15 protein-coding genes and 1 tRNA gene are annotated in these 19,288 nt (G+C 42.6%); 4 read left to right on the forward strand and 12 right to left on the reverse strand.

Features of this window, described 5'->3' with window-relative positions:
* Window positions 1–252: 252 nt before the first annotated feature.
* Window positions 253–900 carry a putative immunity protein gene (locus tag FFM80_RS06590; protein ID WP_137640090.1) on the reverse strand — a complete coding sequence of 216 codons (648 nt, stop codon included), beginning with the start codon at window positions 898–900 and terminating at the stop codon, window positions 253–255.
* Window positions 901–1,071: 171 nt separating this feature from the next.
* The gene (locus FFM80_RS06595; RefSeq protein WP_137640091.1) at window positions 1,072–1,785 is read right to left on the reverse strand and encodes an SDR family NAD(P)-dependent oxidoreductase; all 714 of its coding nucleotides are present in this window, start codon (window positions 1,783–1,785) and stop codon (window positions 1,072–1,074) included.
* Between the two features lie 70 nt (window positions 1,786–1,855).
* Between FFM80_RS06595 and FFM80_RS06600 the strand changes: the two genes are divergently transcribed.
* Entirely contained in the window at window positions 1,856–2,236 is a 381-nt protein-coding gene (locus FFM80_RS06600; protein WP_171001049.1) for a MerR family transcriptional regulator, read from the forward strand.
* Between the two features lie 428 nt (window positions 2,237–2,664).
* Here the strand turns inward: FFM80_RS06600 and FFM80_RS06605 are convergent, their stop codons facing one another.
* The 10 genes from FFM80_RS06605 to yycF all read right to left on the reverse strand — a co-directional run bounded on the left by FFM80_RS06605 (window position 2,665) and on the right by yycF (window position 15,075).
* A complete protein-coding gene (locus FFM80_RS06605) occupies window positions 2,665–3,846 on the reverse strand; it encodes a helix-turn-helix domain-containing protein (protein ID WP_171001050.1) in 1,182 nt (393 codons plus the stop codon).
* 18 nt (window positions 3,847–3,864) lie between these two features.
* A complete protein-coding gene (locus tag FFM80_RS06610) occupies window positions 3,865–4,614 on the reverse strand; it encodes a hypothetical protein (protein WP_137640094.1) in 750 nt (249 codons plus the stop codon).
* A gap of 556 nt (window positions 4,615–5,170) precedes the next feature.
* The gene (locus FFM80_RS06615; RefSeq protein ID WP_137640095.1) at window positions 5,171–6,091 is read right to left on the reverse strand and encodes a helix-turn-helix domain-containing protein; all 921 of its coding nucleotides are present in this window, start codon (window positions 6,089–6,091) and stop codon (window positions 5,171–5,173) included.
* 790 nt (window positions 6,092–6,881) lie between these two features.
* Window positions 6,882–7,361, reverse strand: a complete 480-nt coding sequence (rlmH, locus tag FFM80_RS06620; protein WP_137640096.1) for a 23S rRNA (pseudouridine(1915)-N(3))-methyltransferase RlmH — start codon at window positions 7,359–7,361, stop codon at window positions 6,882–6,884.
* Between the two features lie 546 nt (window positions 7,362–7,907).
* On the reverse strand, window positions 7,908–9,182 hold the full coding sequence (locus tag FFM80_RS06625; protein WP_137640097.1) for a S1C family serine protease: 1,275 nt from the start codon (window positions 9,180–9,182) through the stop codon (window positions 7,908–7,910).
* Between the two features lie 114 nt (window positions 9,183–9,296).
* Window positions 9,297–10,112: an MBL fold metallo-hydrolase gene (locus FFM80_RS06630; protein ID WP_137640098.1), complete on the reverse strand. Its 816-nt coding sequence runs from the start codon at window positions 10,110–10,112 to the stop codon at window positions 9,297–9,299.
* Between the two features lie 182 nt (window positions 10,113–10,294).
* A complete protein-coding gene (locus tag FFM80_RS06635; RefSeq protein ID WP_137640099.1) occupies window positions 10,295–11,158 on the reverse strand; it encodes a two-component system regulatory protein YycI in 864 nt (287 codons plus the stop codon).
* Between the two features lie 12 nt (window positions 11,159–11,170).
* Window positions 11,171–12,496, reverse strand: a complete 1,326-nt coding sequence (locus tag FFM80_RS06640; RefSeq protein WP_137640100.1) for a YycH family regulatory protein — start codon at window positions 12,494–12,496, stop codon at window positions 11,171–11,173.
* Complete coding sequence (gene walK, locus FFM80_RS06645) at window positions 12,477–14,354, reverse strand: cell wall metabolism sensor histidine kinase WalK (RefSeq protein ID WP_137640101.1); 1,878 nt, start codon at window positions 14,352–14,354, stop codon at window positions 12,477–12,479. The genes FFM80_RS06640 and walK overlap by 20 nt, the downstream gene beginning before the upstream one ends.
* 13 nt (window positions 14,355–14,367) lie before the next feature.
* Complete coding sequence (yycF, locus tag FFM80_RS06650; protein WP_137634259.1) at window positions 14,368–15,075, reverse strand: response regulator YycF; 708 nt, start codon at window positions 15,073–15,075, stop codon at window positions 14,368–14,370.
* Between the two features lie 314 nt (window positions 15,076–15,389).
* Here yycF and FFM80_RS06655 point away from each other — a divergent pair.
* From FFM80_RS06655 to FFM80_RS06665, 3 genes are all read left to right on the forward strand, one after another.
* Window positions 15,390–15,462, forward strand: a tRNA-Lys gene (locus tag FFM80_RS06655).
* Window positions 15,463–15,695: 233 nt separating this feature from the next.
* Window positions 15,696–16,130, forward strand: coding sequence for a pyridoxamine 5'-phosphate oxidase family protein (locus tag FFM80_RS06660; protein WP_137640102.1), 435 nt, complete (start codon window positions 15,696–15,698; stop codon window positions 16,128–16,130).
* Window positions 16,131–16,553: 423 nt separating this feature from the next.
* A complete protein-coding gene (locus FFM80_RS06665) occupies window positions 16,554–19,277 on the forward strand; it encodes a glycoside hydrolase family 65 protein (protein WP_137640103.1) in 2,724 nt (907 codons plus the stop codon).
* The last annotated feature ends 11 nt before the right edge of the window (window positions 19,278–19,288 follow it).

Genomic DNA, 19,288 nt, shown 5'->3' on the forward strand with positions numbered 1-19,288 from the left:
CAACTGAAACTGCGCTAAAGCATAACTCCATGGCTGGACTACTTTACTGAGTGTTGCACTTGATTTGACAATTTGGGCTAATTAAGAAAATCAAAGAAAGTGACACTATACACGACATCCATAATCATTGAAATAACACTAATTAATATAGCATAGTAAACGATATTCATATTTCCATTTACACAACTGACATAAAATTTACAAAAACTATATAAACAGCATCTCTCATCATTTTTACTGAATTAAGTTTTTCTAAACAACTTTCAACAATTGTGCATACTGCCAAGTACGCTCCTTAGTTGCTGATTGCGGTTGTGCCGTTCTCGTCAGCAATGCTTCCAAAGCAAAATCAGATGCTATTAATGCATGGCGTTTCACATGTGGAGTAACTGCCGCCTGATGTAACATTCGATAAAATAATCGATGAGCCTCATCCGACACCTCACGACTATATTTCATCGGGATTCCGGCATAAGCACGTGCTTCTTTGAAGGTAATTTCACCCGCTAGCCAACGTTCATTAATGGTAATCGTCTCCTGAAGTACTGAGTCATCCGAAAATCCTAAACCTGCGGCGACATGCTGACACAGCGCGATGACATAGATCGCCATTTGTCGATGCGACAATCGTTCACTAGTTTCAATTAATCTTGCACGCAAAACCACATCATCATTTTCCGGGTTAGGTGCTCGTACATCTCCCATATAACTACCGATTTTCAGCTGCCTATGACCGTTATTCAATTCATGTTGAATATGCAAAAGACGAGCTTCTTGATCTTCAAAACTTCTAGCTTTATTAAGCCACTGTTGATATCGTGTCTGACTACTCGGCGCTAGTGACGTATAAAAATCACTCAACTCCGGCTCATTCACTAATAGTTGTAACAAGGTTTCCACACTACGCCACCTTTCTTCAATTATTCTGAACTGAAATTATTTTCCAAGGATTAAAGCCACATAAATAGTCGGATAACTAACTGCTAGGTTTCGGGTATAATCCGACGCTTAAAAAAGTAATCTTCTCGTAAACAATCACGATAAGATCACTTTCATTTTAATTTGAGCAGGCTACCAAGGTACGATACCATCAATATCTGAAAACGTGCCAGAATCAGTTAACGCATCAGAAGTGGCCAATTCCACAGTCCGCGCCACCCCTACTTGCACGGTCCGATTACCGCCACCACCACCAAAACTGGTGTCTACCCAACCAGGATTGACGGCGTTTACCGTGACAGGCGTTCCTTCAAGTTCAGCAGCGAGTTTAATGGTGAACATATTGACCGCTGACTTAGAAGCCTGATAGCCAGATGCTTGTAGCTTGTGAATGCTAGTACTGGTATCGCTGGCCAGCGTCAACGACCCCACTGCACTGGAGATATTGATAATCCGGCCAGCCGGTGCTGCCTTCAAAAGTGGTAAGAAGACTTGCGTGACATCGATCAAGCCGAAATAATTCACGTTAAAATCTTGCCGAATTGCGTCTAGTGACAGTTCTGACGGCTTAGCCTCATGATCAACGGCAATACCGGCATTATTGATTAGAATATCTAAACTAGTGGTAATATTCGCTTTCGCGGCAATAATCGACTCATGATCGGTCACGTCTAACTGTACTGCCTGAGCTTGAACACCCGCAGCCTCAAGCTGGGTAACCGCGGCCTGTCCACGAGCTAAATTCCTAGAACCCACATAGATATACTGGCCTTTCAAACCAAGTTCTAGGGCTAATTCGTAGCCCATCCCGCGATCAGCACCAGTAATTAATGTCTTGATAGTCATATTCATAGCTTCCTTTTCTGTTATGATGGACCTACTATATCAGCCTAACGTAACGGGAGGTCAAGCAAAAATGGACAATAATCAATTGATGCGGATCGGTGAGTTTGCGAAAGCCGCTAATGTCACTATTCGAACAGTTAGGTATTACTTAGAGTGTGGCTTATTACCACCAGAAAAGCGCAATGAAAATAATCAACGGATCTTTAATGATGAAGACCTACACTGGATAACTAATTTACATTATTTGCGAGAAGCTGGCATGTCGATTGTTGAATTGCAACACTACACGGCCTTAGTACGCGAAGGCGATAACAGCTTACCTCAACGAATTGAATTAATGCGCAAACAGCGCAAGCAAGTCATCGCTTCGATTGCTGATAAGCAGGAACAGCTGAAAGTGATTGATCATAAGCTTGAGCGGTACTTAGCTGGAGACAGCACGGTGATGTGAGCAGCATAAACAAGAGAGTGGGACAAAAGACGGTTTACTACCGAGCATAGCCTAGGAATACGAATGATTGTGCATTTTCAATCGTTCGTATTTCGTAGCTAAGCGGAGGGAGCAGTCTTTTATCGCACGTTTCGAATATAAATATTCGGAGATGCAAAAAAGAGTTTGGGTTTTGTCCCAAGCTCATGTTTACCGTATTTTTGGTACTTATGGTATGTGCTTCCGTAACTACCCACTTAGCGGTTAATCCCAAGAAAAGCCGCATCACTTGTGATAAGGAGATCCGTACCATGTTTAATCGCCATTTGTGAGTACAGAGACTCATACCATTAAGTAACCTTCTTCCAATGTATATTCATGACCATATAAAAGGGAACGTCTTCATTTTGACGTCCCCCTTTATTTTTTTAACTGATAACCGCTAAAAATCATCTTTCAAATTTATATGGTTTCATACTGAGAGACACAACTTTCCCCTCAGTATGATCAAAATAATTATCTGGTAAAGAGGCCAAATTTGTAAGCATCTGATTAGGATACCGCACTCCATATTCACGACTAATATTGTCAGGTATATCATTAGCGTTTACAACTTTATTATTAACTATCATTTTTGTACCCATTTCTAAAGCTGTGGGTGTCTTAAATTTAAAATCATTGTCATACGGTTCTTGTTTCCGATATCCACGATAGCTAATTTGCTTATAGTACTTAATATATTGATTATCATTAATCACTCCTAGTTCCCTCATACGATGTACGATAGCAGAACCAGCTACGAACCAATATTTCTTTTTTTCGAAAATAGAATTCAATGTATCATAGGAATTAACTGTTTGGCGAAACGAATGTTCCGGTAATAAAAATGCCGCTGCAAAATTATTAGCTTGTTTTTCCATTTTACGATACTCATTATTGGTTAATTCTTGTGGATCCCAAGTATTTGCATGCAACAACCAATGTCCTAACTCATGTGCTGCCGAGAACTGTTCTCTAAAAAAAGAAGTTTCTGGAGCAAGAAGAATCGTATAATGTTTCCGATCGTCTATATCTCGATATGATCCAAACGCATCAACTTTCTCCATTCTTTTAGGGAGTATCACTACTAAAAAACCGTGTTGCTCAAGCAGATTCACCATATTACTTATTGGCTTTTCACCTAAATTCCATTTTACTCTCAACCATCGTGCTACCTGTTCAACTTCTCCAATACTACTATCTAAATCAACATTCACCAAATCATCAGTTTTATTTAACTTCGATAATTCTGGAAATTCAACATACTTCTCTAAATAATCTCTATAGATTGTAGATGCTTCAGCAAGCATACGAGATGGTGCTTTCTGTTTTTGAGTACTTGTCAATAATGATCTATAAAACGTACCCCCATTCTGTATGTCAACCTTATCCCTATCTAAGAAAAAATCTTTAGGAAATTTCAAAACTTGAATCATTCTAAAAAAGATTTCGCTACCCGGCTTTGATTTATTGTTTTCGTACTTTGAGACCATTTGCTTTGAAACCTCTAAATCTTGAGCAAGTTTTGTTATGGATTTCGAATTATAATACCTGGCTTCTTTAAGCCTTTTTCCATTAAATGATTCTATCAAGATCAATCAAATCCTCATCTATTTATTGTCATTTTTTTCTACCTCATCACTTGGCCCAGGATTGTCATTTCTTTTTTCAGATCGCAACTTCAACGGAATATCTTTCTCGGCTACTTCTGACATATCAGGGCTATCAGAGGTATTTATTGTCAACTGTTCAATAGACATATCTCCTTGAACAATATCGGAAGAAACTTCTACTTCACCTAAAAGTTGTTTATGGCCATCATACTTTTGTAACTCCGCATTTACAATACCCTCTTGAACCTCATACGATAAAACATAAAATTGATGCAACTGATCGTAAAGATCACCAAAGAATTCTCTTGTCAGTTCTTCATCAGAATTACTTTCAATTTTTGCATCATTGGTTTTACCAAACAATACTGTTTGTCCCAAAAGGTTCTTACCGCTATTGATCACACCAGAGATACGCCAAATAAAATGATTATAGCGCTTTGCTTGATTCAAAGTAGCTTTTTTAATGCAAATAAAGCCACTTTGCGCTTCCGCATCAAAAACAACTCGATAATCATTTCCACCATGACTACATACGAAGATCTGAATATCACCAATATCAATGTCTACCATGGCATTATTCAAATTTTCTTCAGTTCTAACACGGCCCCGTGAATTAAAAACAGAAGTATTTTCAAAGCCTGAAATCAACTGCTGGATAGAATTCAAATCTTCCTCATTACCAGATGCCAAAACTTCTTTAACAATTTTACTACTATTTAAAATAGTATCACTTACTTCTAAAACCATACAGCCACTCCTTTTAGAATTTCACTAAATAAAGTCAACCAGTGCCAGATAAATACTTATATGCCGCGGCGTAGTTGCTTAGTTAATTCTACCACACTTCATTTTCATACAGTGTCTAATTGTTCATAAAAAACAGATTTTCACCGCTAATCATATACTAAAGAGTACTCCAATAAATATAATGAGCATCAACAGTATAAGTTAATTAGTTAAAATTATAACTGAGCCGCAACGAGAGTCTTTAAGGCATATATTACTCTATACTCACAGTTTTATTATTGTCAGCATCCACCATATACAAATAATTGTATACAGAAAGAGAAGCTCTCTTAATTACACTTAAGAACTCCTCTTTGTAGTTGAATTATTCTATGGTCGATGCTAAACTCAAACTGTATTATAGTGTTTAAGTTATAAAATCTAGGCCTGCGATTATCAACCATTTAGTTTCTGATTTTAAGACTACTCCAATAGCCCAGGTTAGAAACTAGTACAAAAAGTTTGCTAAGAGTATCGCCTTCTTTCATGGGTAGCATTCGTCCGATGCTATCCTTTTTTATTCACTAATCCACTTAGCTTCCTGAACATGTTCCTTAAAATCTTCAAAAGATATTTTGTTAAGATGCCTAATCAGATCAAACACCTTTTTTCCATTACTATTTATCTTTCTCGCTGTCAATTGAGTCAGATCAAATATCGTTCCTACAGCTATCCCATCTGGTTCAACAGCACTTTCCGAAAATAAATCTTCATTTTCCAAAGAATTGAACCAGAAATAAGGTGTTTCACTTGGAAAGTCATCGGCAACATTACCAAGATGACCTACACCTGCAGAAAGTTCAATCGTTGCAAAGCAATATACTACAGGTACATCTTCAGCATCTTCTTTTCTATAATTTAGATTGGGTTTTAGAACGATTACTAACAAATTATAAGGATCCGAATACTTGCTATCTTTACCTTTACGCCATTGGAATAAGTGTAGTATCCTAACAATGCTGTTATTCGTAAATTCAGCCATTTTCTTCACTTTAGCTACTAAATCCTCCACACTCGCACCTTTTGCACTCGATTGCTTTACGTCCCAAACGTAATCTGATGTCGGCTGCAGGAAAGTACTGGAGCTCTTATGTTTATTATGAGTCCTAACAATTAATCCCAAGTCTTGCAAGTCACTGTTCCACGAATTAATACTACGTTCAGTAGTTTTTAATTTTTCAGCCATTGTTTGTATAGATGGCCAAGACTCACCCGTTTCATTTCCAGACTTGATTGCATACAACAGATACAATCTGATAGCACCTGCAGATAAAAAAGGTAGGTAATCTTCAAAACCGCTAAACAACATAAAAAATCCTTTAACCTGTTCTTGAGAAAACTTTCGCCAGATCGCATACTGTCCACTTAAAATGTTATCTTCACTTTGCATCTTAGCAAACCCTAATCCAAATTCGTTAAGTCCATATTCTTTACTCAACTCATATCCATTCCCTTTCCTTCACTTTATAGGTTACAATATACTATTAGAATTTCATGCTGTAAAGAAGCCGTGTCGTTTGTATTTTCCACAATATACGAAGCTGATTTCACAATAACTATATTACTAGACAGCTAACGTAAACTCACTAAACTGGCTAAACGTCAAACTAACATAACAAATGCTGGGAAGTTCAATATCACCAGCTCACTGCAAACTTCTGCAGCCTCATGCAGCTTATTGCCTACCTGTACTTAACTATCTCATTTATTAATGGTCACCCGTTTTACCGCTAATTTCGAAATACAGTGAATTATTACAACGAAAAGACTATCCCATTGTAAAAAAAGCGCTTACCATACTAAATACCCTACTTAAAGTATTTATAGGTAGAGTGGCACGATATCGGCTTTGAACCAACAGGCGAAACAATTAGGCTAATCCTTGATAGTAGAAAAATTGTATATGCTGATCAACTTACAGAAACTAATCGCTGACTTCTTCAAGGGTAGTGATCAATACAGCCTCTTTTAACTTCATCCGACAAGAAAAAGGACCTGTGACATAACTAGCCCTCAAAAAGTGAAATGAGTCTGGGACAAAACTCCCAGTTCACATCAAAAACGGTAGTTCTGAGAAGTACCAATAAAACGGCGACCACTAATCCTTCAATGATATTCTATCATCAAAAAGGTTAGTGATCGCCGTTTTCATATTTTTGGGTGTTCGACAACACATGAATGTCTGTCCCAGACTCTGTCTATAATCAGAGCATGCAGTAAAAATAACGTCACTTGTGATACGGAGACCCAATATTAATCATAAACGCCCGATAAACCTGCTCCGACAACACCAACCGCATCAACTGATGGGGCAACGTAAACCGTCCAAACGAAATCTGCGTATCTGCCCGTTGTAAGACTTCTGGTGCCAACCCTAATGAGCCACCAATGACAAAGTCAATATCGCTATGCCCATAAGTCGTCAGCTTATCGATCTCGGCGGCGAACTCTTCACTGGTTCGTTCCTTACCTTTAATCGCCAGCGCATACACATAGTCGCGATCCTTGATCTTCTCCAGAATCCGCTGGCCTTCCTTATCCATGACATTAGCCATCTCTGCGTTACTTAATGACTCGGGGGCCTTTTCATCGGGAACCTCGACAATTTGGAATTTTGCAAATTTACTCATGCGTTTCGCATATTCTGCAATCCCCTGTTTAAAATATTTTTCCTTTAATTTTCCGACACAGATAATTTTGATGTTCATAATTAACCACCTTTACACAAGTTATTAACAAAGTTATCCACAGGTGCATAACTCAATTTGCTACATGTTGTGTTGAACGTATGTTTGCCACAACATTTATTTTGACCGGTTTTGTCAATAGCCCGTCACTTTATCCACAGTTATTAACAGCAACATTTGTTCGTAGTTCCCGGTTACAAACCCTATTATATCAACAATCTAGTTTGATTAAAATAAATTTCTAAAATTTAATCCACAGCATTTTTGATCGCTTGTGGATAACTTTTAAACACCCAGAATTGCCGGGCTAGCGCCTGTTCATAAATTTCCATCCGCGACCATCAAAGTTATCCCCGAAGTTGTCCACAGTTTTACCCCGCCTATCAAATCGGTAAAAAATGGTTTCCGGATGACCGACTCAGTTTGTTCGGATTCTTTCATAATTATATCGGTTTCATCGTCTAAATAGGCTTTTTTGAAAGATGAATTTTCGGTTTTTCCAATTTTGGTCGCAAAAAGCGCCGGAACGGCATTACCGCTCCGGCGCTCTTATGAAAGCTTAATCATTTAATTGGATTGTTTAGTTAACGCTTTGGTAGTTTCGGTTAACTTCATCGTTGTACGCTTTAGTTTCCCGTTGTGATAGTACTTCACACTAACCGTATCGTTCACCTGATGGTCATATAAAGCCGTCCGCAACGTTGCTAGACTCGTAATCTTCTTACCACCTAATTCGGTAATAACATCATACTTCGTCAAGCCAGCTTTCTTCGCCGGTGACCCCGTATAGGTCTTCATAATAACGACCCCTTTAGTCACACTCGTTGGCAGCTTCAAGACTGATTTACGATCACTCGCTTGAATATTGGACAAGTTATACGTCGCAACCCCTAAGGCTGGCCGAACGACTTCACCGTTCTTGACTAACTCATTGATGATCTTCACAACTTCATTACTTGGAATTGCAAAGCCCATCCCTTCAACGCTCGTCCCAGAACTATCGGATGACAGCTTCATCGAATTAATCCCGACGACTTGACCTGCTAAGTTAAATAGCGGTCCGCCAGAGTTCCCAGGGTTAATCGCGGCATCAGTTTGGATAACCGTCGCATAACCGGTTTGTTGTCCGGAGGTATTGGTCGTGGCAATCGTCCGTTTCTTAGCGGAAATAATCCCTTCCGTCAAAGTCGTCGCGTAGTTAGAGCCTAACGGTGACCCGATTGCTAAGGCACTTTCACCCACTTCGATGCTATCCGAGTTCCCGAAACTGGCAATCTTAGAAACCTTGGCCGCATTAATCTTTAAAACGGCTAAGTCGGTCACAGAATCGGTCCCGACTAACTTAGCGCTGAGCTTGGTGCCATCACTCATAATGACGCGAATCGCGTTAGAGCCACTTACCACGTGATTATTCGTCACGATATACGCAGCACTACCACTCTTCTTATAGATCAAGCCAGAGCCTTCACTATATTCCTGCAACTTACTGTTACTGCTAGAAGACCCAGAATTTGAATTTGACCCATCACTATCCGATGAGCCGTCATCGCCGCCTAAGATCCCACTCCAGCCACTAGACGTATTTTGCTTTTGCAAGTTAATCACGGAAACGACAGCGGCCTTATTATCCTTAAAGACCTTCGTTGCTTGCGAGCTCACATTAACTTTTACATTGGTCGTTGAAGTTGAGCCCGACTTGTTAGAGCCGGTCGGTACACTGGTTGAAGACGTGGAGACATTATTATTACTCATGTAATTAATCCCGCCATAAGCGACCCCGCCACCTAACAAACCGGCGACAAGTGCGGTCACCGCCACTTTAACTAATGAATTATTTGCCATAATTTCGCGTTAAAACGCGTTCCCTCCCTACTGATGTTCATTGCTTTAAGCTTATTCTAGCTAAAAAGTGTGATTTTTCTATGACTGAACAATTGTGGAAATATTAAATCGTGATTATAGCGTCACTAACTTCGTGGCTGCTTCCGGTTCGGTATCATAGAGTTGGAAATCATGTTCAACACCAAAATCATGTTCTTTCATCATTGAAGCGACCGTTAAATGTGCCAACGTCTTCATATTATTATCCTGACTCCGGTGACCCAGATAAATCCGCTTCGTATGCCGGCCAATCACGTCCATTAACGCATTAGCGCCATCTTCATTGGACAAATGGCCCTCATCGCCCAAGATTCGTTGTTTGAGTGGCCAAGGATAACGGCCCATCCGCAACATCTCTAAATCATGGTTGCATTCAAATAAATAGCCGTCCGCATCGCGAATCACACCTTCCACCTGTTCAGAAACATAACCGGTATCGGTAATGATCACAAAGGACTTGCCCGCATGGTGTAGTTCATAAAATTGCGGTTCGGCAGCATCATGAGAAACACTAAAGGACTCAATATCTAGATCGCCTAAGCCCAACGTCGTATTCGGATCAAAGACGTGACAGAGTTCGGCAGGCACTTTACCAATCTTATGGGCCATCGCATCCCACGTACCTTGGTTCGCATAGACATCCAAGCCGTATTTACGCGCTAAGATACCCGCGGAATGACAATGATCGGTATGCTCATGCGTGACAAATAAACTGTCAACCTCATTGATATCACGGCCGATCGACGTCATTAAATTAGCAATCTTCTTGCCGCTCAAGCCAGCATCGACTAAGACTTTATGTTCCGGTGTTTCGATATACGTCACGTTGCCGGTACTACCGGACGCTAAGACGCTCACTTGCATTTGATCTGTTGCTAATTTTAATACCATTATTTAGGTTCTTCCTATCTCTGAAAAATCAACGTTCCCCGTTACCATCGACGACCCATTTTTCCCGGCCACCGGTGCGCATTACCCCATATATGATACACGCTTTGAACCGGCATGGAAAGTTATGGCCTTATCAAAAAAGCAATTGCCAACCATTCTAGTGGGGCAATCGCTTATTTTAACTATTCAGCATTCCAAATCATCCCGGCGGCGACATCGCCAGTCGTCTCACTCGTCGCCGTGTTAGCGGTATTGGCCTTCATCGCAGCCCCGGTAAAGGCATTGATCCGATGTAAGCTGATATTGGAACTATTTTTACTACGAACCGCAAAGACCCAAGTTGGCACATACACACTACTGTCTTTTAGCTTCAGCAGGCGTGAATAGCCCAACCGACCCCACACAATCCGCGAGTCATTTGAGACTTGATTATATTGGTACAACGCCACTAAGGCTTTCTTCTCACTAATTGTGACCGCCTTTTCGCGCAACGTTTTGACGTTATTGACATAGCCTTGCGTATAACCAATCAATTGATGGTTCTTATTGATCGTCAAGTGTAACTGGCCAGTCACCGTCAGAATCTTACCATCCGCAACTTTTTGCACATAAACGTAATCGCTATTAGAAGATAACTCCGCACTATACACGTATTCATCACCGTGAATCACATTAGTCGCTGACTTAACATACTGATTTAACGTTTTTTCAGGATGTTCCGGATCGACCGTTACGGACGTCCGCAGCGTGCTGGTTATCTTACCGTTACTCAAGACGCGTGTCGATTGGTCAGTTAACTGATTCAAGTGCGATTTCAACCCGCTGTCGTTATTCCCCGCGATATAGTACCCATTATTTTCCTTACCACTGGGCGCGCTAAAGCTGATATTGTCATCGCGCATTTCACGAATCACGGTCGTCGTTGTATCATTCGCCGACTTCGTACTCGTATCGCTCGAACTGGTCTGCACAAACATGTAGACCAAGAACACATCTAGGACGACAAAGGCCACCAGGAAGATCCATTCAATTCTACGAAAATTCATTATGCGTCCCCCTTACGAACCACTCAGCATGGATGTATATGTCCGCCAAGCGCCATTGTAATAGACGTAGTACGTCGGATTGAGATCAATCACTAATTTCGACGACGTATTCTTCGACCAGTGGTAGCCAAGTTCAATACTGCCCAACTTGTTTTCTTTATAACCAGCCGCAACTAACTTCTTTAAAACGGTGCTCGTACTTGGCAAGGTGACCGACTGTTGTTTCCCAGTCGTTGGAACGGGGACTTGCAGACTATATAGTGAGAAGTAATAGCGTTCCAAGCTGTTGGTCGTCATTTGTACCCGCACGTCACCATTTTCCGTTTGGTTGAAGATTGGGAACCCTTCAACATAACTCCGATAAATCACGCTGTTACTTGTCGTATCGTAGCCGTAGTAACGGATATTATCCATCGGCACCCCAATGCTAACCAAGTGATTGTAGCTCTTGCGCAGCTGCGTCGTTAACGTTAACTGCCGCTGATTGCCGGCATCACTATAGTCTTCATACTTAACGGTACCTTGTTTCGTATTCACCGTCATGCGTTTATACGAACCAGTCGTATATTCTTGTTCGTGCTTGCGATTATGGACGGTGACAGACGAGTTGCCATCCGCATCTAACAGCCGGTTAGCCAATTGACTCGCCGCCAGTTTATTCAGCAGATAACTATATTGTTGCATCTTCACTGGCTGAGTGTAGTCCAAATACGTCGCATTATGCCGATACGTCATGACGACCGGAATCGACTTGACACTAACCGCGGCGAGGATCTTTTGCATTCTTGTCAGTGACTTTCGCTTGAGGCGGACACTATAGATCTGATGCTGACTATCATTTAAAAGATAAACATGGCTCGTATCATTGATGGGAATCACGATGCGACTGAACTTCGCCGCTCGATAGCTTTGCAAGTTCTGACTGAAGATCGTATTGAACATGCTGACCGTCACACTATCCGGAAAGTTCAAGACATACGAATCTTGACCATTCAACAGGGCCGTATAGCTACGTGCCGATGTGACTCGGACCTTCGAGATACTCCGGGCGTCCCATTTGCTAATTTGTTCTTTGAATTGGGTCACCAGACTGACATTTTTATTAATCAGTAAGGTTTGCTTGCCCTTAGCATCCGTATGCACGAGTTGGGTCGGCAAATAAACATCATCAATTGTCCGCGTCGCAATCGTCGAATTGGAACTGGCCGTACTGACCTTACTTTCCCGTTCATAACGCGACGGATTCGTCCAAATGTACATCGACAACCCAATACTGAGTAGAATCAATAGGGATAGTCCGATCGGCAGAATTAGCCGTCTAAGCCTTCGCATCATCATCCCAAAGATCCTCCTCTTCATAAGGTTCATATGGCAACGAAATATAGAACGTCGAGCCTTGGCCTTCAACACTATCGACCCAGATACGACCACCGAGCATTTGAACAACTTCCTTAGAAATCGCTAAGCCCAGTCCAGTCCCGCCTTGTGCCCGTGAACGGGCTTTATCAACCCGGAAGAACCGATCAAAGACGTGATTCAAGTCAGCCCGTGGAATCCCTAAGCCTTGGTCATTAATACTAATGATGACTTGATTATGCGTCTCCAAAAGCCGACAAGTCACCACCCCGCCATCGGGGGAATACTTAATCGCATTATTCATAATATTATCGAGCACTTGGGTAAACTTATCGGTATCGATTTCGACCCACAAGTCCCGTTTCGTAAATTCACGCTTAATCGTGTAGTATTTGGCTGGATTATCGTCTTTTTTCAAGATCATATCAAAGCGATTGAGGACATAGTTAAACATCTCGTTGATATTGACAAGTTCCATATCAACTCTAGTCGTGCCAGAATCCATCCGTGACAAGCTTAGCAGCTCATTAATCATCCGAATCATCCGGTCAGTCTCTTCTTGGGTCACCTTTAAAAAGCCGGGCGCCACTTCCGGATCTTTCCACGCCCCATCGCTTAACGCTTCAATATAACTACGTAAACTGGTTAAGGGTGTCCGCAATTCATGCGACACGTTAGAAACGAACTGCTTCCGATCATTATCAATCTTTTGCTGTTCCGTGACGTCGTGCAAGACACAGACCAAGCCGCTAATAAAGCCAGATTCCCGTTGAATCAGTGAGAAATAAGCGTTCAAAATCAAATCTCGTTCATTCGATGAGAAATCGAGCGTGAGTTCATCCTGATTTTCAATTAAATCCCGTAACGAATAGTCATCCCGAATTTGAAGCATATCTAAAATCGAGCTGCCAATTGCTTTTTCAGCGGTCACATCCATAAAATCGGACGCCGTTTCATTAATAATCGTAATATTACCGCGCCGATCCGTCGCGATAACGCCATCACTCATATGCGCCAGGACACTATCCAGCCGTCGCCGTTCCGCTTCAGTCGATTCTTGGGCCTCTTCAACCCGAATCGACAAGTTATTGATGGCACCGGCTAATTGCCCCAATTCATCATCACTATAAACGCGCACTTGTCCCGCGTAATCGCCACGCGCAATTCGTTGCGTCTGTTGTTTCATTTCTTCAATCGGTCGGGTAATTGCCCGGGCAATGATAATAGCAATCACCAGTCCTAACGCGATCGCAATCAGTGATGCCGAAGCAAAGATCACCATAATACTATTGATCGTATTGTAGACTGACTTCATATTTGCCCGGACATACAAGACGCCGACTAGCTGATTACTATTTCCGGTCGAATTAGAATTATATAACGGTACAATCGAAATATAGTAACGACTATTATCTTGGGTATCATAAGTGTTCTTCGTATAAGAACGATTATTATAAATTGCATTCTTAATGTTACGATCGGTTGTCTTTTGACCAATGATTGCTTGATCATTGACGTCATTAGTCCCCCGAATCGTACCTTTACTGTCGACCACGCGGACCTCATCCACGCTAGAATTGTTAATTTCAGACAGAATTGACTTGATTTGCGCATTCGCCTTAACGGTTCCATTCGTCGACAGCTGTTCTGCCAAGGAATTATCCACATAAGTCGGAATTTGGACCTGACTCTTAAATTGCCGTAAGTTCTCCGTTTCAAGTTGCCGCACAAAGACGGCCCCAACGATTTCTAACGTAATTAATAGGAGTAACGCAAACACTAACGCAATTTTAAAATTGATCGTTTTAAAGAAGTTTCTCCGTTTAATAAATCTAAACACGGTTCAATGCCCTCTACTCATTTTCTGGATTGCGGAGATAGTAGCCAACACCCCGCCGTGTGACCAACCATTTAGGATGGCTGGGATTATCTTCAACTTTTTCACGTAACCGCCGCACCGTCACGTCAACGGTCCGCACATCACCAAAGTAATCATACCCCCACACTGTTTGTAGTAAGTGTTCACGCGTCATGACTTGGCCGATATGTTGCGCTAAGTAATGAAGCAATTCAAACTCACGGTGTGTCAGTTCGATGTTATCACCGCGCTTTGAGACCATGTAAGCATCGGGATGAATGACTAAATCACCAATTTCGATGTCAGAATTCGTCTCTTCTTCGGCCGGTTGGGCAGCTGCGGAGCCTTGCCGCCGTAAGTTAGCTTTGACCCGAGCAACCAATTCCCGGTTAGAAAATGGCTTTGTCACATAATCATCGGCCCCTAATTCAAGCCCCAAGACCTTATCTAACTCTGAGTCCTTGGCCGTAACCATAATGATTGGCATGTCATAATTCTTGCGTACTTGACGCGCTACTTCTAGACCATCCATCTTCGGTAACATCAGATCAAGTAGGATTAAATCTGGATGAACTTCATCAACTTTTTGAAGTGCTTCTTCACCATCAGCAGCGACATGCACTTCATAACCTTCTTTGGTTAAATTAAACTTCATAATATCTGAGATCGGTTTTTCGTCATCAACGACTAAAATTTTCTTCATAACGATTCTTCCTCCTTAGGGGAAAACAGTTGCAATTTTTAAAGATTCGAGTAGTTGCGGGTGTTAGTTGGTCAACCCGCGTCAGGTGGCCGAAAAAAGTTTCTTTTCAGCACTGGTTTTAGTATATCACAAATACTAAGAGCTTTCTTTGATTGCTAATCCGCGGGTTAACGGTATTTCCCGGGAAATATCGTTGCTAATTTCAGCATCATTAAGTGCCGATTTTCCACAGAAATTCACCTTTTTTGAAAAAAGTTTCGAAAAACTATTGTCAGAACCCTGAATTCATGATATTATATTTTTTGTTGAGTTATGGGCAGTTAGCTCAGCTGGCAGAGCAACGGACTCTTAATCCGTGGGTCCAGGGTTCGATCCCCTGACTGCCCATCATATAACCACTAATCAGTTTTCACGCTGTGAGCATTCACCGTGAGAGCTGATTTTTTTATGGCCATTTTTCCAGTAACCTTGTGACCACCGATAATTTAGGCGCTTATCAGTATAATCGACCACCCTCGAATGCTTTTTGGCTTCCAAGCGTGGCAAACGTCAAATGAGCATATCAGCTGACAATTTCAACAATAATCGGCATACTTATATCCTAAAAAGAGGTGCTAACCATGCAACACACGACCCGTCAAAGCGCCGCGCAAATGATTGCGACTACTGACGTCTTCACCGTCGCCACCATTGATGCAAGCGGCTTTCCAACGACGGTCGCCCTGAGTCCCTTAGCCACTGAACGAACCTTAACCCGGTTATTCTTCTATACTAGTCGACAAACGACGACCGTTAAAAACATCCAAGCCTGTCACCGAGCCACTTTGTTTTGTTACGACCAAGCCACTTATTCCTCACTAATGCTCAAAGGTCATCTAACCGAAGTGGGTGCTTCTCAGTTTCCATCCGGTTGGCAGCAGGCCTTAACCCCCTTTCAACGGGCACTGAATTACCACGATCCCGTTATCTTACAATTTCAGACAAGTGCCATCAAGGTTCGCCAAGCCATGACTATTGACCATTTAGAGCTAGGTCCGCAACCTGATGACGAGTAACCGAGTAACGATGAATTTGGGGCAATCCCAAGCTCTTTTTTCGACGGCTTGTCATAAGCACTTCGTTCGCTCACTTCCCGTTCAGTCACCTTAATAATTAACCGCACTTTTCGCTAAAGTTCGTGTCAATTTCAACACCATTATTTGCAGACCATTTTAAAAGGGACTAACCTTAAACTAGAATTAAATTTTTTATTTCTTATGTATTATCTAATTTATGAGAATGGCAGTGCCGGTCATCCGGCTTGAATTCAGGGCACTTTAACCTAGTTCGAAGCATCCTGAGACTACCGGTCTGGTCCAAGCAGTAAGTTAAGCTAACCGCCATAAATTCATCAGACCAATTATCCAGCAAGCCGGCTGTCGGACAACCTCATAAGTTAGTTTTGTCGCACTAATTTTAGACAAGGGGTGGACCAATCAATGCAACTGATTAGATTAAGAATTGAAAACGACGCAATGGCGATTGCTTATTACCCGGCTGAGGACCAGGCCGCCACGGCGCATTTTATGATCGCTTATAATCCCCAGCAAGGCATCGGCGAAAACCTTGAAAATATCAAAATTCGCTTAGCTGGTTTACATTTTGACGCGGCGGTCTTGGAAAACGGTCTCGATTATCCGTTTTCTGATACGATTGTCGGCGTCAACTACGAACGTATCGATGTCGGCTTAGCACTAACGAACATGCTCAACATTCCCGTCGTTAGTCAAGCCGCCGTTGAACAGGACGGCTTAACGGCCACTGTTAAAGCCAAGGCCACCTACCTCAAGTGGCATCTGGACTACTATGGTCAATACGACGGGGTTCGTAATAATGGTCAAGAAGCCATGCTAACCGTGGGCAACGGGTACTTTAGCTTACGTGGGGCCTACGTTGAAGCCCACGCTGACAAGAATAATTACCCTGGTACCTATGTGGCTGGAATTTTTGATCAAGAAACCACCCAGATTAAAGACCATGCCGTTGTTAATGAAGACTTAGTTAACCTCCCCAACGCCCAATTCATGACTTTTGGCGTTGATCACCAACCCCCATTCACCATTAATCAACACGATATTCAAGACGTTTATCGGAGTTTAGACCTCAAGACTGGGATCTTAACCATCTCGATGATCGTCCAATTAGCTTCCGGTCACCTACTGCAAGTTCAATCTCAAAAACTCGCCAACATGCGCGACTGGCACCGTTATGCCATTCGCTATACGATCACCCCGATGAATTTCTCGGGATCGTTGCAAGTCTACGCCGATATCGATGGAAGCGTTGTCAATGGCAATGTAAGTCGGTATAATGTTTTTGACCGGCATCATTTGCAAACGTTAGGACTGGAATCACAAACGAACACGGCTTATCTCTCTGGTCAGACGAAAACGTCGCAGATCACGTATACGATTGGTGCTAAATTGACCAGTCCCGACGTTGAGACGACTAAACATGTCCAAGTCACTAATCAAGCCCAAAGTGTTCGGCAGACGTTGTCACTAAATGTGCAAGCTGGAAAAACGGTCACTTTTGATAAAAACGTCGTCCTACGCACGAGCAATGATCATGCACCCGAATCGTTACCCGCAATCAACGATGAGTTAGCACAAGCCAACTTTGAAGACACTGTTAAGAGCAGTACCGATTACTGGCATAACTGTTGGCACGATGCCGACATCAAGATTCGTGGCGACGTTACCAGTCAGCGACTGACCCGCGTCAATATCTTCCATAGTTTCGTGTCCGCCGCGGCCATTGAAAGCGGTCAATTAGACGCTTCCGTCGGGGCACGTGGCCTACACGGTGAAGCCTATCGTGGTCATGTCTTCTGGGATGAAATGTTTATCTTGCCATTTTACAGCTTGCACCGGCCAAAGTTAGCCAAGCAGCTATTGATGTATCGTTACCGGCGCTTGGCTGCGGCCCGGCAGAATGCTCAGGAAGCTGGCTATGCCGGGGCCATGTATCCTTGGCAATCGGCCCAAACCGGTGACGAACAAGCCCAATTCATGCATTTGAATCCGATTACCGATACTTGGGACCCTGACAACAGTCGTTTGCAGCGCCACGTCTCACTCGATATTGCGTATAACGTCTGGATGTACTATCACATCACTCAAGATAAAGCTTTTCTCGGCCAATACGGGATGGAAATGCTGTTATCAATCGCTGAATTTTGGATTAGTAAGGCGACCTATGATGACCAGACCGGCCGTTACAGTATTGCCGGCGTGATGGGTCCGGATGAATTCCATGAAAACTACCCGAATGCCAAGCAACCCGGCTTGAAGAACAACGCGTATACCAACATGATGGTCGCCTGGTTATTCGATACCATTGATCAGTTACGTGGCGACTTGGCCAATGACGTCTATCAAAAAGCTGCCAGTGCCGCTAACTTTAATGGGCAATTGCTCAATAAGATGGATGATATTAGTCACAAGCTAACACTAGAAATCAATCGCAGCGGCATCATTGCGCAATTTGAAGGGTACTTTAAGTTACCGACCTTAGACTTCCGTGCTTATCGCCAGAAGTACGGTGATATTTCCCGGATGGACCGAATCTTAAAGGCGGAAGGTAAGACGCCAGATGCCTATCAAGTTGCCAAACAAGCCGATGCGTTAATGGCCTTTTATAACTTTGACGTGCCAACCGTTCAAAAGCTAATTGAAAAGCTGGGCTACAAGTTACCAAAAGAATATTTGACTCATAATATTCAATACTACTTGGAACGGACGACGCACGGTTCAACCTTATCGCGGATTGTCTATGCGGTCTTGAACCAATTGGATGAGAACTATGACCAAGCCTGGACCCTCTTCTCAGAAGCGCTATTCTCAGATTACTATGATATTCAAGGCGGAACGACGGCCGAAGGGATTCACTTAGGCGTCATGTGTGCCACGCTCCTACTGACTACGCGCAACTTCGGCGGGGTCAGCGTCTTGGGCGACCAACTGCAAGTCAACCCACAATTACCAGAACAATGGGACGGCTTAAAGTTCAAGCACACCTTCCGCGGCACCCATTACCACTTTGCGATCACTCATAGCAAAGTCTGTGTCACCGCTGATCAAGCGCAGCCGATTACGATTGCAGGTAAGCAGTATCAATTAAAAGCTAACAAGCCGCTCACGGTAGCGGACGTTACGAACTAGGAGGATTTATT

The organism is Lactiplantibacillus dongliensis (assembly GCF_005405105.1).
GTDB classification, from domain to species: Bacteria; Bacillota; Bacilli; order Lactobacillales; family Lactobacillaceae; genus Lactiplantibacillus; species Lactiplantibacillus dongliensis.

Bases quoted from the DNA above. Each gene is read 5' to 3' on its own strand.
- FFM80_RS06595 (WP_137640091.1), bottom strand. From the start codon at position 1,785: ATGACTATCAAGACATTAATTACTGGTGCTGATCGCGGGATGGGCTAC.
- FFM80_RS06600 (WP_171001049.1), top strand. From the start codon at position 1,856: ATGGACAATAATCAATTGATGCGGATCGGTGAGTTTGCGAAAGCCGCT.
- FFM80_RS06610 (WP_137640094.1), bottom strand. From the start codon at position 4,614: ATGGTTTTAGAAGTAAGTGATACTATTTTAAATAGTAGTAAAATTGTT.
- rlmH (WP_137640096.1), bottom strand. From the start codon at position 7,361: ATGAACATCAAAATTATCTGTGTCGGAAAATTAAAGGAAAAATATTTT.
- FFM80_RS06625 (WP_137640097.1), bottom strand. From the start codon at position 9,182: ATGGCAAATAATTCATTAGTTAAAGTGGCGGTGACCGCACTTGTCGCC.
- FFM80_RS06630 (WP_137640098.1), bottom strand. From the start codon at position 10,112: ATGGTATTAAAATTAGCAACAGATCAAATGCAAGTGAGCGTCTTAGCG.
- FFM80_RS06635 (WP_137640099.1), bottom strand. From the start codon at position 11,158: ATGAATTTTCGTAGAATTGAATGGATCTTCCTGGTGGCCTTTGTCGTC.
- FFM80_RS06640 (WP_137640100.1), bottom strand. From the start codon at position 12,496: ATGATGATGCGAAGGCTTAGACGGCTAATTCTGCCGATCGGACTATCC.
- yycF (WP_137634259.1), bottom strand. From the start codon at position 15,075: ATGAAGAAAATTTTAGTCGTTGATGACGAAAAACCGATCTCAGATATT.
- FFM80_RS06660 (WP_137640102.1), top strand. From the start codon at position 15,696: ATGCAACACACGACCCGTCAAAGCGCCGCGCAAATGATTGCGACTACT.
- FFM80_RS06665 (WP_137640103.1), top strand. From the start codon at position 16,554: ATGCAACTGATTAGATTAAGAATTGAAAACGACGCAATGGCGATTGCT.